Origin of the sequence: Microcoleus sp. A2-C3, from assembly GCF_036706065.1 — a bacterium.
GTDB lineage: Bacteria > Cyanobacteriota > Cyanobacteriia > Cyanobacteriales > Microcoleaceae > Microcoleus.
Genome location: NZ_JAUBVX010000072.1, coordinates 1 through 15340, shown reverse-complemented (window position 1 = coordinate 15340; position 15340 = coordinate 1). Strand labels below are relative to the sequence as shown.

The following is a 15340-nucleotide window of genomic DNA, read 5'->3' as shown; positions in this document are numbered from 1 at the left end:
AGCTAAGTTGAGTGCTAGTTTCTAGTATCCCAAAAATTGACCGGTTCGTACTATCTGCCACAGGGCAGAGTTAAAATTTTGGGTGGCTGGCACTGAAACCGGGTGTTTCGGCGCCAACAAGTTCGATCGTTTGTGTGTTAGTTGCTGGCCCTAAAGCGGCAAATGCTGGCACCGCAAAGAGTGGACGAGGCGGTTTTATAGTCAAAAAGGCTGTTTGTTCGATCGAGTTTGTGTTTGATTCGGCATTCGGGGCGATCGAACTCATAGTGAAGAGAACCCACCTTACCTCAGACAGAAGTGAGAAAGCATTGCCTACTGCCTTCCTCCTAGCTTCCCTCTCCCCTCTTCCTTGCTTCCCTCTTCCATCTTCGTTCTTCCCTCTTCCATCTTCGTTCTTCCTTCGACATCTGTTTTCTGCCTTGAGGGGGATAGCCGCAGAGATATCTTGGGTGCGATTCTCAAAGAAGACTCTGCAATATTTTTGAGCTATTATTAACTCGTGAAAACTCCTGTGAAAGAGCAAGAAAGAACCCCTCCCAATTTTTGGAATATGGTAAGCAATTTAGCCTTAGTCCGGTTTTTGCTTTTATTTGCTTCAGGTTGGGCTGGACTGCAACTTTTAGCTTACTTTGAAACCGCAGTCGCGGTTTTCACGATTGCTGCACTCGTGGCTTTTTTGCTCAACTATCCGGTACGAACTCTCCAGCGATTGTTACCGAGAAGTTTAGCTGTCGCCTTGGTTGTCTTGCTCACCATTTTAGTTTTTGGCGGTCTCACCGTCACCGTAGGCGTCACTCTTTTATCTCAAGGACAGCAATTAATTGACAGCATGACTGAATTTTTGAATGCTCTGGCGCCTCTGTCGGATCGCATCGAAGCATTCCTGCGGGCGAGAAACCTGCAAGTCAACCTGCAAGTTATTGAGGAACAACTGCGAAATCAAGCTTTGGCTGGAGTTGTTTGGAGTATTGCTTTTTTACAAGTATTTTTAACCAATTTATTGAATTTAATATTAATTATGGTGGTGGCTTCTTTCATGTTACTTGATGGAGAGAGGCTGTGGCTGTTGGTTCTCAAATTTATACCCCGACACCTCCACAGGCGTTTAAGTTTAACAATAGAGCGAAACTTTTTAGGATTTTTTCAGGCACAAATTTTGTTAATGTTATTTTTGACAACAGCAAGCTTTGTAGTTTTCCTGTTGTTAGGCGTGAAATTTCCTTTAATTTTAGCATTTATTATCGGATTGTTTGATTTAGTTCCGGGGATAGGAGCGACACTGGGAATTAGCTTAGTTTGTTTTATTGTATTGTCTCAAAGTGTGTGGCTGGCTTTGAAAGTATTGGCAGTTTGCATTGTTTTGCAGCAAATTCAAGACAACTTTATTCATCCGAGACTCATGCAAAATTCGCTTAACCTCAATCCGGTAGTGGTATTTTTTGCACTGTTAGTAGGCGCGAGAGCAGCAGGACTTTTAGGCATTTTTCTGGCTATTCCGCTGGCGGGAGTGATAGTTAGCTGGTTTGACATTGAAGAAATGCAAGCGGAAGGCTAAGTGATACAGCCATCCTCTTTTAGATCAAATCCGGCTTAAAAACCAGGTTTTAACCAAAGCACTGGGGATTTAAGCCCCCACCTTTAGGTGGATTGTTTTTAGGCAGGGGCTTAAATCCCCTGCCTAAAAACTTCGCACTCAACTGTCAACTGTCAACTGTCAACTGTCAACTGTCAACTGTCAACTGTCAACTGTTAACTGCCAACTAGAAGTCCGATGCTTCAAAAACTATCCTCGGCGCAACACGCAACTAAAAGTAAAAATAAAAAGGTAAAGAGAAAAAGCAACGTAGGGTGTAACACTCCGTGCACACTTTACTGCGTAGAGTCAATTAATAAATTGCAAATCAGTAGGAAATCTTGCTTCTTCTGGTTCGGGATCGTAAATGTAATCGCAGTCAAAGCGCAGAGCTTGGGAGTGGCGACTTATAGAAAATCCGCAGTGAGTCACCATTTCTGTAGTAAAAGTAGCCATGACTAACTCTATGAGTTTTCTGTAAGAAATGTTAGGCTGTTGAACGTAATAAGCGCGTCTGGCAAAAAAGATTCTCTCATCTTTCGGTACAATTATGCCATTAATTCTGTGGGCGTGTTGAATCGGCTTGATGTAGCTTTCAATAAACTGCGACTGACTTTTTTGCAGTCTGGCTAATCTTTCATGTTGCAACCAGCTCATTTGAAACACAATCTTAATAAACTCAAAACCCAAAATGTAGTTAAAAACATTATTGCGTTCTTCTGTACTCAAGACAAATCGGAGCGCGGATTCTAAATATTGGTCGGTTTCTCGGCGCGATTGTTGAGCTGAGTGGATGTAAAATTGTTTGATGTAGCTTCTTAAATCAGATTCGTTCAATTCTTTTTTGACTTGAAATCTGATTAAATACTCTTTAACTCGGTAGAGAGTATCTACATCTTCAAACATTTTTGAGACTAAGCCGTCGGCTGTGTAGTCATCTAAAAATTCTGCTTGCAAGTCGGGAGTAGAGGCGCACAATATATAGGAAAGGGACAACACGTAGCGCCGCTGGTTCCAAGGTAAACTTTCGGCCCAAGCTTTAACTTCTACAGGGAGTTTTTCCAGCACGGTATCTGTGTGGGGGCGTTGAGAAAGGTCGGCATATTTATCTTTTTGTTTAATCATTCCCTGAAACCTTATGTTAGTAAATTGAGCGGGTAATACATCGCAGGTAACTAGCAGGGTAAAGCAGAGGCGTAGATTTGCAAATGATATTTATTTTTTTATATATCTTAACATACATGATGTCGCAGGTCAAGGCGGTGATCTGTCTCACACTTTTGCGGACTTATAATCACAACTTTGAGCTTGATATATCACATTTTGGGGCTGTGAGTGTCACGCGAAAAGCTTATTCAGCTCACTGTGGTAACGGCAGGTTTGGTTGATGATTAAATGAGGTGATTTAGAACTTTTTGTTAAGAATAATTACTGAGGTAAACTATGAACTCGACTACAAATATTTTTCCTAAAAATCAGTGGCAATACTTAAGTTTTGGCGATCGCCTCGTCCAACCAGTGCGACAGTGGCTAGATAGCATTGCAGTGGGCGGCAAGTAGCGGGCGTGGTTGTGCCAACTTATACCCGCACGATGTCCTTTTGAGAGAGATATCCAGCTATGGGGACACCATCTTTTCCACATACGGCCTATGTGTAAGCTGAATCCTCTGTATGAGCTTAGTGGGGTTGCGTTTTCGATCGCTCTCGTTTTTGGCTGACGTATGCGGGGAAGATGTAACGCCGTACTGTTGATTGAGGGGTGTTATACCTCGATCGCCCGTTGAGATCAATTATTTACGGGGTGCATCGCTCTGCTAGTTGTTCGATCGCTAATTTCAGCGATTATCGTTGATAATATCAGTGGATGCCTCTAGAGCGGAGCAGGCATCCATCGTCGCTGTTAAGTCAAAACTAACACCAAACGATAACAGCAAAAACAATAACTATAAAAATAATTTAACAAGCTACTTTGGCTCAGGGAAGTGAATATGTTTAACGCAACGGAACTGCTGATTAACGCTTTTGTAAATCGGCTGATTGAAGGCTACCGCCACACTTACGGCGGGTTCAAATCTGACTATGGCGAGATTATTGCTTGGGTAGCCACTATGGCTTTGGAAAATATTGCTAATAGCGATGCTCTTTACCACAATGTAGAACACACTATTTTAGTGACATTGGTGGGACAAGAAATTCTGCGCGGGAAGCACATCCGCGAAGGTGGTGTTTCCTGCGAACATTGGCTGCATTTCCACATAGCTTTGCTGTGCCACGATATCGGGTATGTTAAGGGCGTGTGCCAGCAAGATAGAACTGATTTGGGACTGTATGCGACGGGAATAGGCGACATGAAATTAAAGCTACATCGGGGGGCGACTGATGCTAGTTTAACGCCTTATCATGTCGATCGGGGAAAGATGTTTATTGAGGAGCGTTTTGGGGGGCACAGACTGATTGATGCTGAGATTATTAAGCAGAATATTGAGTTAACTCGTTTCCCCGTTCCTGCGGATGATGACCATCAAGATACTGTGAATTATCCGGGTTTGGTTCGGGCGGCGGATTTAATCGGTCAGTTGAGCGATCCGCGATATTTGCAAAAGCTTGCTGGGCTGTTTTACGAGTTTGAGGAAACTGGTCAAAATCAGATCTTGGGGTATCGCAATCCGGCGGATTTGCGGGAGGGGTATCCTAAGTTTTATTGGAATGTGGTTTATCGGTATGTGAAAAATGCGATCGGCTATTTGGAACTAACGCAACAGGGGAAACAAATTGTTGCTAACCTGAGCGCAAATGTGTTCCGGGTGGAGCATTCTGAGGTGGAAGTTGAGGAGGTGGCTGTAGTTCGTTAGGCTTTGGGTTGAGTTGGGGCGATCCTTCTGGTTACTGATGCGATCGAAAGGGCGATCGTCCCATTTCAATGTTAAGCTTGTGAATTGTTGTCGGTAGAGCGATCGCAATATCGTAAAATATAGCTATACCCACAGCACTAAGCAAATTTGAAAATGTTTTGATTGTTATTGCTCGAGTGATTGATTCATTCAATCCTTAAGAAAGAGAGAAAACTAACAATGAGATTCATTAATCCAAAAATTGATTTTGCCTTCAAAAAAATCTTCGGTGGCAACGAAAGCAAACCAATCTTAATCAGCTTTCTCAATGCCATGATTTATAACGGCAATCCCACCATTGCCGACTTGGAAATTATCGATCCATATTTAGCATCGAGAGTCCAGTATCTCAAAGACTCTTACCTGGATGTCAAAGCTAGACTTGCAGGAGGCGCAACTGTAATTATCGAGATGCAAGTTTTAAATGTGGCATCTTTTGCGAAACGGGTGGTTTATAATGCTGCGAAAACTTACTCGACACAACTGATTCGCGGCGAAGGTTACTTTAAGTTAAAACCTGTAATTGCTTTGACAATTACAGATTTTGAAATGTTTGACAATGACCGGGAAGTAATTTCTCACTTTGTGTTCAAGGAGAAAAAGCGTTTATTTGAGTATCCAGATCCAGGGATGGAAATGATCTTTATTGAATTACCGAAATTCAACAAACAATTGGATCAGTTGGAAACTTTGACTGATAAGTGGGTTTATTTTATGAAAAATGCCCCCAGTTTGGAAGTAGTACCGTCAACAATGGAAAATGTCTCGGAAATACAACAAGCTTTTGCGATTGCTAATGAAACTAACTTGAATGCTGAAGAGTTGAAAAATTTAGAAGATCGCGAGAGGTATATTATGGATCAGCAGGGAATCTTGCGAAAGGGAATTGAAGAAGGACTCGCACAAGGGCGAGAACAAGGACTAGAAGAAGGGCGAGAACAAGGACTAGAAGAAGGACTCGCGCTAGGAATGAGAGAAAAGGCTCTGGAAATTGCTAGGCAACTTCTCAATGTCCTTGACAATCAAACTATTATACCAATTTTTTATGAGGCTGCATAGAATCCGATCTCCCTGGCGCCCCCCTTAATCAGGAGGGGACAAGATTCCGATCAAAGTCCCCCTTGCTTTCGGGGGATTTAGGGGGATCGAGATATATGTAACTTCACATTAAATTGGTATTAGTCAAACTACTGGTTTGAGTGTTGAAGATGTCCAAAACTTGCGGGATGAATAGAAAGGAAGGACTGAAGTCCTCACTACAAACCACAATCAAATTGGTTAGTAGTGAGGACTTCAGCCCTCATCAAACAAGAGAGGACTTCAGTCCTCACTACTAACCTATAGAGGACTTCGCCATCTGTCTAAAGGAAGATTTTATTAAACGAGTAAATTACGTATTATGCTGTAAAAGTCAGTCACACCGGAAAGCTACCTCCGACTCTCACTCCGAATAACTGACCAATCTTACAGTATCAAAAAATAAATCTCATGACACCAGTCACTCCCAATCAAACTTCCTCTCAATACGAAACTACCCAACCTGAAGAAAAAATTGAGTCTCTGGTACAAGAAGTTAAGCCAGAAAGCGAACTCGATTTAGAATTCCTCTACACCAGAGACATTGAATTCCGACAAGAAACAATTTATTTCATTGTAGTCGATCGCTTCCAGGACGGCGACCCCACAAATAACGAAGGCCCAAACCCTGAACTTTACGATCCAGAAGGCAAAGATTGGGGCAAATATTGGGGTGGCGACTTGCAAGGAGTTATCGACAAACTCGATTACTTAAAAGATATGGGTGTTACCGCAGTCTGGCTGACTCCGCTGTTCGAGCAAGTAGAAGCATTATTTGTCGAACAAGCTGCGATTCACGGCTACTGGACTAAAGATTTTAAGAGGCTAAATCCCCGGTTTATTGCCAAAGGTGATAATCCTTCTGTCAACCAAACACAAGAAACCAAAGATACCGTATTTGACAAATTAGTAGACGAGTTGCACCAGCGAAACATGAAACTCGTGCTCGATATTGTCTGCAATCACAGCAACCCGGATTTTAGCGGCAAAAAAGGGGAACTCTACGACGATGGCGTCAAAATAGCTGACTTTAATGACGATGAAGATAACTGGTATCACCACTATGGCGAAGTCACAAACTGGGAAGATGAGTGGCAAGTCCAAAACTGCGAACTGTCTGGTTTGGCGACTTTCAATGAGAACAATATTGCCTACCGCAGTTACATTAAGTCAGCAATTAAACAGTGGCTGGACAGAGGTGTTGATGCTTTGCGGGTTGATACGGTCAAGCATATGCCGATTTGGTTTTGGCAGGAATTTACTGCTGACATTTTAATGCACAGACCTGATGTTTTCATTTTTGGCGAGTGGATTTACAGCGATCCGAGAAATGACCTTTCTGTGGAATTTGTCAATGAGTCAGGGATGACTATTTTAGATTTTGGGCTGTGCGTGGCAATTCGAGAAGTATTGGGACAGGGGGCTGAAGCGGGATTTCAGTTGATTCAGGATGTTCTGGACTTGGATCATCGCTATTACGGGGCGACGGAGTTGATTACTTTTATTGACAATCACGATATGCCGAGGTTTCAGTCGTTGAATGCCGATCGACAAATGTTGCAATTGGCGATATGTTTAATGATGACGAGTCGTGGCATTCCCTGCATTTATTACGGCACTGAACAGTATCTGCACGATGATACAGAAGGGGGAAATGACCCTTACAATCGCCCGATGATGGAAAAGTGGGATACCGATTCGCCGATTTATCGAGATGTGCGGTTGCTGTCTGGATTGCGGCGGCTGAATCCTGCTATTTCGATGGGGAGTCAGTGGCAAAAATATCTAACTGCTGATGTTTATTGTTACGTGCGCCGCTATCGCGATTCTGTGGTGTTTGTGGCGATGAATCGCGGCGATTCTGTGAATGTTGAAGCGGTTGATACTGAACTGCCTGATGGAGAGCATACGGAGGTTTTATCGCGCCGCAAGTTTGAAGTTAAAGAGGGGATGCTGTACAATTTAGAGTTGGGCGCGGGGGAAGTAATGATTTTTAGTCGCGTGGGAGAGCGAGTTAAGGCGAAAACTATTGTGCGGGCGCAGCTTAACAGTGTGAAAAGTCAGCCTGGGGAAAGAATTGTGGTGATTGGAGATTGTCCTGAATTGGGAAATTGGGATATTAGTAAGGCTTACCCGCTGGAGTATATCAATACTAATACTTGGTTTGGGGAAATTCCTTTTAATGAAAGTGCGGGGAAGTTGATTTCTTATAAGTATGCGCTGCTGCGGGAAGGATTGTCGCCACTGCGAGAAAATTTGGTTTGTCGCCGCTGGGTTTTGGCTTCGGAAGGGACTGTGAAATGGCGGGATAAGTGGGCGAGTGGACGGGAGTCTTGATTTTTGATTTTTGTGTGAGACTGTTAAATAATTTTAGGGTGCTTATGGGCGCACTTTACCAGAAAGAATTGGTTTAAAGCCGGAACCCCGATCGGGAGAAATTAAAATCAGACTATTCATTACTCCAATCCTCTTCCTTCTAGGTAGAGGTTGCTGTGAACTAACTGTCAAATGAATGAAGGATGATTCGTGTGTCAGATTTATGGTGGGGATTGCGCACTCGGAGGACGGGATTTATGGTACGCACTTCCCACCAAACCCAAATAAGCTTGGGTTCAAAAGACCTAGCGGTTGAAACCGCTGTCGGATCTTGGGCTGGGAAACCGGGTTTTAAGGACAGCAGGGCGCCAATCCTGTAGGAGTCAAAAACAGCAATAAGGGTCGATCGGTCGATTCAAATGACTTAAGCTTTTATGCTGAAGTTAGCCGAAGCATTTATGTTTAACCTCATGTATATTTCTCCTGAGCAAGACGAAAAAATTCGCTACACCATGCGGGAGTGTGGTCAAGAAGCCCACAAGCTTGCAGCGGAACCTTTTGAAGTTTCCGAGAAAGGCCCAGAGGACTACGTGACGAGTATCGATCGCTACTTAGACCGACAATTATCAGCAGTATTTAGCGCTTTGTTTCCTGAAGACGGCATGATTACCGAGGAAAACGTCGCCTCTAGAGCAGCTTATCGGGCTAATTACCAGCGCATCTGGTGCATCGATCCCATCGACGGGACTGAAGAATTTATTCAGGGAAAACAGCACTACGCTGTGATGGTGGGGCTGCTGCTTGACGGGGAACCCGTGGCTGGTTGGATCTACGCCCCGGCTTTTGACCAAATGTATTTTGGCGGCAAGGATTGGGGATTGTTCCAAACTGTGGGAAATCAAGCGCCGCAGCCGATCGCACTTTGCCAACCTCCCGCTCCGACAGTGGAAAATTGTAAAATTATTCTCGGCGACAGAGACCAGAAAAACTACGCCCGCGCGATCGCCCACAGCATCCCAGAAGCCGAATTTTACTCCCTGGGCAGCTTTGGCCTAAAAGTGATGGAAATCATACAAGGTCGAGCCGGTTTGTACCTGTATTTCAACGGCAGAGTTAAAGTGTGGGATACTGCCGGCCCTGTGGCTCTAGCTCTAGCAGCCGGATTGGTTTGTTGCGACTTGCAAGGTCAACCGCTGAGGTGGACTCCAGATGCGATCGATCCAGAGACTTTGGCGCACACGCAGTCGATCGCGATCGGCTGGCCGGACTACATAGAAGCTCTGTTGGCCAAAGTTCAACAGGCACTAGGATGCTGTTAAAACCGTTGAGGATTAAAGAATCTGCCAATTTTACGCGAACCGCGCCTCTACACCATTATTATCAATTACAGGAGCGATCGGAAGTAAGTTTCTCATTTGTCTGTCCTGTATGTCAGTCTCGTTTGCTTTGTGTCAATCTTGTATAGCAGCAACAGATTGTTTGTTTTCTCGAACATCGATCGCTCCCTAGTTGTTGGCTGTCGCCTAATCATATTTCCCACCTCCGCGAGTTTGCATGAAGACAGAAGCTTTCAGTGAGCTATTCCCTCTATTTAAGGGTGCTAACCCAGAAACCTTGGGAGGGCTGCTATCCAATGCCGTTAAGCATGAGTATCCCCCAGGCCGAGCTGTGGTGATGGAGGATTCTTGGGGTAACGCGATTTATTTTGTGGTTTCAGGCTGGGTCAAAGTCCGGCTCCTGTCAAACGATCGAGCTGTATCAATGGCTATTTTAGGACGGGGAGCCTTCTTCGGCGAAATGGCCATTCTTGACGAATCTCCGCGATCGAATGACGTACTTGCTCTATCCCCCGTGCGGCTAATCAGCGTCACGGCTCAGCGATTTATCCAAACCCTGTTTAAAGATCCGCAATTGCACCACCGGATGCTGCAACTGATGGTGCGGCGACTGCGCCAAACCAATCTCCGCTCTCAACTACAGAACCGCCAGCCAGCGGTTAAACTAGCAAATACTTTAGTCGAGCTGGGAGAAAGCTACGGTCAAAAAACTGCTGAGGGCAGAGATATCTTCAATATCCCTTATCAAGACTTAGCTGATGTGACAGGTATCGCCCTAGATGAAACCAGCAAGATTATGCAAAAACTCGATAGTAAAGGCTGGATCAAAATCGATCCAGAGCACCAAACTATCCATTTGATCAACCTCAAGCACTTGATTAATTTGGCAAGTCAATGACTGATGTCACTTCTTTTGATACCTCCTCCGCTGCCGGCCGCGCGAGCGGACAACTAACAGCACCGATAATTCAATATTCGGTGGCGATGCCCAATCCTGAATCCCACCTGTTTGAAGTGACTTTGCGCGTGCAAGGTTGGTCGGAGCCGGTGCTGGATTTAAAAATGCCTGTATGGACTCCAGGTTCTTACTTGGTTAGAGAGTACGCCCGCCACCTGCAAGATTTTAGCTCGCGATCGGGCGATCGAGCTTTACCTTGGCGCAAAATTAGCAAAAATCACTGGCAAATCGAGACAAATTCATTTTCAGATGTCACGGTTTACTACCGGATTTTTGCTAACGAACTGACAGTGCGAACCAATCATTTAGACTCGACTCACGGTTATTTCAATCCGGCGGCTCTATGCTTTTTTGTACCCGGTTTTGAACACAACTGCTATACGGTGACAGTAGTGCCACCTGAGCCGGAATGGCGCACGGTGACAACTTTACCACCTATTTCGGGCGATAATCTTACTTTTGCTGCTGCGGATTTTGACACTCTTGTCGATAGTCCTTTTGAGATTGGCTGTCACGATGCCTACGATTTTGAAGTGATGGGAAAACCCCACCAGCTTGTAGTTTGGGGTAAAGGCAATTTAGAACCAAATCGCGTGATTCTAGATATCCAAAAAGTGATCGAAGTCGAGGCTCTAATGTTCGGCGGTTTGCCTTACGACCGCTATGTGTTTTTGCTGCATTTGTCTGGCTCTGGCTTTGGTGGTTTGGAACACAAAGATAGCTGTACTCTTAACTATTCGCGTTTTGGTTTTCGGGCTAAGGAAAAGTACGAACGCTTTATTCAATTGGTGGCTCACGAGTTTTTTCACCTCTGGAATGTCAAACGCATTCGACCGAAAGCTCTGGAAGTATTTGACTACGAACAAGAGAATTATACTCCTTCTCTGTGGTTCTCTGAAGGCACGACCAGTTATTACGATTTGGTGATTCCGTTTCGAGCTGGGATCTACAGCGTGAAAGGTTATTTCCAAAATGTTGCCAAAGAAATCACTCGTTTGCAAATGACTCCGGGGCGGAAGGTGCAGCCTGCGAGCGAGTCGAGCTGGGATGCTTGGATTAAACTTTATCGGAGGGATGCTAATAGCGATAATTCGCAGATTTCCTATTATTTGAAAGGGGAACTTGTTTCGTTTTTGCTGGATTTGTTGATTCGGGCAAAACATGGTAACGCCCGATCGCTCGACGATGTGATGCGTTTGATGTGGCAGCAGTTTGGGAATGGTCATTATGCTGAAAATGAAGATTTTGACCAAAAATCGGAAACAGAGGCTAAGCCGGGGCAAATAACATCAAATGGACAGTTAAATGCTCGATCGCTCCCGGCAGAAATAGGCTTTACTCCCGAACAGTTGCAAAGTGCGATCGAGTCTGTAGCCGACATGGATTTGAGCGACTTTTTTGCGCGCTATGTAGACGGCACAGAAGAATTGCCTTACCACAAATATCTGGAACCTTTCGGGCTGCAAATTTTGGTAGATGAAACTGACCAAACGCCTCGGATTGGTTGGACGTTGGGAACGGAAAACGGGCGGCAAATGGTTAAATTTGTCGAAGCAGGAGCTCCGGCACAATTGGCCGGAATTGACGCTGGGGACGAGTTACTGGCGATCGCAGGTTTTCGAGTAAATGCCGAACAAGCGGGCGAGAGGCTGAAAGATTATCAGCCTGGTGACACAGTAGAGGTGACAGTGTTTCACCAAGACGAACTGCGGACTTGTCTTGTTACTCTCGCCACACCGCGCCCAGGCCGTTACTCGATCGTACCAGTCGATCGACCAAGCCCTATTCAGAAACAAAACTTTATGGGGTGGCTGGGTGTTCCCCTATCGAATTTGTGACATAAATGAAGGGGAAGGGGAAGGGGAAGACAAAAAGGAATCACGCTCAATTCCCAATTTTCAATTCCCAAAGCCGTGTCAACAATCGCCTAAAACCCTTGTATCTCTCGCTTATAGCATAGTCTAGATCCCCCTAAATCCCCCGAAAGCAAGGGGGACTTTGAAAATGCTCTTTCTTGTCCCTCCCTTGGGAAGGGAGGTTAGGGGGGATCGAGGCCCTAATCGTCAAACGGCAGACTGGTACTACATAAGATATTCAGTTGACACCAATCACCAATGACTACTGACCAATGACTACTGACCAATGACTACTGACCAATGACCAATTTTCAATTCCCAATTAGCAATTACCAATTTTAACTATGCAAACCCCACCACCTCCATCAATTACGCCCCGCCAGATGAACCTGCTGAGAATTGTTGCTTCAATGGCCTGGGCTGACGGCGAACTGGCGACAGAAGAAGTTAATTTAATGCTCGATCGCTTTTGCCGTTTGTTTGCCCCAGATGCCGATGGACAACAAATGCAACAGGAATTGCGGGATTACATCATGCAAAATATCCCCCTTGACGAGTTGATTCACCAACTAGAAACTCAAGAGGAAAAAGAATTAGTCTTGCAACTTGGCTATGAAGTGATTGCATCTAGTTCTCGCACTCCCGATGAACCCAAAATTAACGCTGACGAAGCCGCAGCTTATCAAAAATTAGTGCAGTTGCTGAATCTTTCAGACGATACTGTCAAGCGTGTTGAAGCAGAAGCATCAGATACTTCGGAGGGAATTGTAGAGAAGATGGCTCAAAAATTAGAAAAGTTCATCAAGCGCTAGTTTGGACATACGGTTTTCACCGTCGGCTATTCAACCCGCGGAGGCTCGTGAGTGTTTGTATAGCCGCGGTTTCAACCGCCCGGTATTCACCATCATTATTCACTATTTTTGTTTGTCCGTAATTTCACTCTCTTGCTTCTAATTCTGCATAGTGCACTGTAGAGTTATAAACTAATTTATTGACGGGAATCAAAATTTATGCTCCCAGCTTTGAGAATTGCTAGTTATGACTTACAAGAACTCATCCACCAAGGAACTAACACAGCTATTTATCGTGCAGTATCGATCGCAAACCGACTGCCTGCCATCCTCAAAGTTTTAAATACAGAATATCCTACCCTAGAACAGATAACTCGCTTAAAACACGAATATCAGATCACCGCATATCTCGATTGCGAGCACACCGTAAAAGTCGATCGCCTAGAAATTCACCCAAACTGCTTAGTATTAATCTTAGAAGATTTTGGCGGCATCTCGCTCAAACAGTGGATGGCAAAAGCCGGGAATGCTGGCAGGATTTCTGCAACGCATGAGACACAACCGCTTGCAGACGGCGGGGAAAGCGCTGCGATTCGCACAACTGTTGTGGAAGCAGCAACTGCGCGTTACCAATTGCCGATCGCCCAATTCTTAAACATCGCCATCCAATTAGCAAAAGCTTTAGTATTCCTGCATCAAAATCAAATCATTCATAAAGACATCAAACCAGCTAATGTTATCATAAACCCCGAAACAATGCAAGTAAAACTTGCAGATTTTAGCATTGCTTCGCGGTTAAACAAAGAAACGCCAAACTTAAAAAATCCCGATCGCCTAGAAGGAACCCTCGCCTATATGTCCCCGGAACAAACCGGGCGGATGAATCGCGCTGTAGACTACCGCAGCGACTTCTACTCTCTAGGTGTCACCTTTTACGAATTGCTGACAGGAAAATTGCCATTTACCAGCAACGAACCGCTGGAATTAGTCCACTGTCACATTGCCAAACAACCGATTTCTATTCAACAACTAAATCCGCAAATTCCCCCAGTTTTGGCAGAAATTGCCGAAAAACTGATGGCAAAAAATGCCGAAGACAGGTATCAAACAGCAACGGGATTGTTAGCAGATTTAGAACTCTGCCAGAATCAAATCGAGGATTCAGGTAAAATTTCTAATTTTATTCCCGGACAACTGGATGCCATGAGTCAGTTGTTAATTCCACAAAAACTTTACGGGCGAGAAAAACAAATAACACAATTATTGCAAGCCTTCGATCGCGCTAGCAAAGGCAGCAGTGAAATTGTCTTGGTAGGTGGCTATTCCGGGATTGGCAAATCAGCATTAGTCCACGAAATTCTGCGTAATTTAACCAGGCAGCGCGGATACTTGGTTTCGGGCAAATTTGACCAATTCAAGCGCAATGTTCCCTATGCTTGTTTCAATCAAGCCATGCGGAGTTTGGTGCAGCAGATTTTGACTGAAAGCCAAGCTCAGATTGAGTCGTGGCGAGAAAAAATGCTGCGAGTTTTGGATGCGAATGCTCGAATTGCGATCGAAGTCATCCCCGAATTAGAATTAATTTTAGGCCCGCAACCAGACGTAGCACAACTGGGGGCGATCGAATCTCAAAACCGCTTCAACCGAGTGATGCAGCAGTTACTTCAAGCAATTGCCACCGCCGAACATCCCTTAGTAATGTTTCTCGACGACTGCCAGTGGATAGATGCTGCAACAGTCAATTTATATCAACAAAATGGCCTCGCAAAAATCCCTTACTTGCTAGTAATTGTTGCTTATCGGGATAACGAAGTCAGCCCGACGCATCCATTGATGCTAGCGAATGAAGCAATTCGAGCTGCGGGCATTCCGATAACAGCTATTACTTTAGAACCGCTAGCAATTGGCAGCGCCATTCAACTAATTGCTGAAACTTTGAGATGTGCTGCTGAAACAGCGAGTCCACTGGCGAATTTGCTAGTGCAAAAAACTGACGGAAATCCATTTTTTTTCAAGCAAATGCTGAAGTATTTGTATCAAAAAGGCTGGTTGAGATTTCACCCGCAGGCTGCTGAGTGGCAGTGGGATATTAAACATATTCAACGCCAGGATATTTCAGAAAATGTTGTCGATTTGATGGTGAATAAAATTAAAACTTTGTCAACTGCAACCCAGCGAATTTTGCAATTAGCGGCTTGTACAGACAATCAGTTTAGTTTGGATGTACTGTCGGTGGCTAGCGGACAATCTTGGACTCAAACAGCGCAGGATTTGTGGGAAGCGTTACAGGTGGGCTTGATTTTACCTGTAGGTAATAGCTATCGGATTCCGCAAGTATTTGAGCCGGAAGAGTTGGAAAAGTTGGGGATAACGGCTGGAGATGTGTGCTACAAATTTATGCACGATCGCGTTCAGCAAGCTGCTTATGCCATGATTCCTGACGCACAGAAAGAACCTGTTCATTCAGGGCTATTTCATTCTGGTTGAGTAGCTGATATGATAATAAAGTATTGTAGTCATTCACATGATATGTCATGTCT

At 44.6% G+C, this 15340-nt stretch carries 11 protein-coding genes and 1 pseudogene; 10 read left to right on the top strand and 2 right to left on the bottom strand.

Going from position 1 to position 15340, the window contains the following annotated elements; translation table 11 throughout:
• Positions 1-70: 70 nt before the first annotated feature.
• Positions 71-523 carry a hypothetical protein gene (locus QUB66_RS26905; RefSeq protein WP_332970378.1) on the bottom strand — a complete coding sequence of 151 codons (453 nt, stop codon included), beginning with the start codon at positions 521-523 and terminating at the stop codon, positions 71-73.
• On the opposite strand from QUB66_RS26905, the gene QUB66_RS26900 reads away from it, so the two are divergent.
• A complete protein-coding gene (locus QUB66_RS26900) occupies positions 512-1555 on the top strand; it encodes an AI-2E family transporter (RefSeq protein ID WP_265237484.1) in 1044 nt (347 codons plus the stop codon). The genes QUB66_RS26905 and QUB66_RS26900 overlap by 12 nt on opposite strands.
• Before the next feature lie 327 nt (positions 1556-1882).
• Here the strand turns inward: QUB66_RS26900 and QUB66_RS26895 are convergent, their stop codons facing one another.
• Positions 1883-2698, bottom strand: coding sequence for a cobyrinic acid a,c-diamide synthase (locus QUB66_RS26895; RefSeq protein ID WP_265237486.1), 816 nt, complete (start codon positions 2696-2698; stop codon positions 1883-1885).
• Between the two features lie 444 nt (positions 2699-3142).
• On the opposite strand from QUB66_RS26895, the pseudogene QUB66_RS26890 reads away from it, so the two are divergent.
• The 9 genes and pseudogenes from QUB66_RS26890 to QUB66_RS26850 all read left to right on the top strand — a co-directional run bounded on the left by QUB66_RS26890 (position 3143) and on the right by QUB66_RS26850 (position 15287).
• Positions 3143-3326, top strand: a pseudogene (locus tag QUB66_RS26890) (Mo-dependent nitrogenase C-terminal domain-containing protein).
• 236 nt (positions 3327-3562) lie between these two features.
• The gene (locus QUB66_RS26885; protein WP_265237489.1) at positions 3563-4426 is read left to right on the top strand and encodes an Npun_R2479 family HD domain-containing metalloprotein; all 864 of its coding nucleotides are present in this window, start codon (positions 3563-3565) and stop codon (positions 4424-4426) included.
• Between the two features lie 219 nt (positions 4427-4645).
• On the top strand, positions 4646-5524 hold the full coding sequence (locus QUB66_RS26880; RefSeq protein WP_265237491.1) for an Rpn family recombination-promoting nuclease/putative transposase: 879 nt from the start codon (positions 4646-4648) through the stop codon (positions 5522-5524).
• Positions 5525-5953: 429 nt separating this feature from the next.
• On the top strand, positions 5954-7879 hold the full coding sequence (locus tag QUB66_RS26875) for an alpha-amylase family glycosyl hydrolase (protein WP_332970379.1): 1926 nt from the start codon (positions 5954-5956) through the stop codon (positions 7877-7879).
• Positions 7880-8292: 413 nt separating this feature from the next.
• Positions 8293-9177 (top strand): 3'(2'),5'-bisphosphate nucleotidase CysQ family protein, encoded by an 885-nt coding sequence (locus QUB66_RS26870; RefSeq protein WP_265237495.1) that lies wholly within the window; start codon positions 8293-8295, stop codon positions 9175-9177.
• A 235-nt stretch (positions 9178-9412) separates the two neighbouring features.
• Positions 9413-10093: a Crp/Fnr family transcriptional regulator gene (locus QUB66_RS26865; RefSeq protein WP_265237497.1), complete on the top strand. Its 681-nt coding sequence runs from the start codon at positions 9413-9415 to the stop codon at positions 10091-10093.
• Positions 10090-11991: a M61 family metallopeptidase gene (locus QUB66_RS26860; protein WP_332970380.1), complete on the top strand. Its 1902-nt coding sequence runs from the start codon at positions 10090-10092 to the stop codon at positions 11989-11991. Before QUB66_RS26865 ends, QUB66_RS26860 begins: the two co-directional genes overlap by 4 nt.
• Positions 11992-12353: 362 nt before the next feature.
• Positions 12354-12821, top strand: coding sequence for a tellurite resistance TerB family protein (locus QUB66_RS26855; RefSeq protein WP_265237501.1), 468 nt, complete (start codon positions 12354-12356; stop codon positions 12819-12821).
• A 198-nt stretch (positions 12822-13019) separates the two neighbouring features.
• On the top strand, positions 13020-15287 hold the full coding sequence (locus QUB66_RS26850; RefSeq protein ID WP_332970381.1) for an ATP-binding protein: 2268 nt from the start codon (positions 13020-13022) through the stop codon (positions 15285-15287).
• Positions 15288-15340 lie beyond the last annotated feature (53 nt).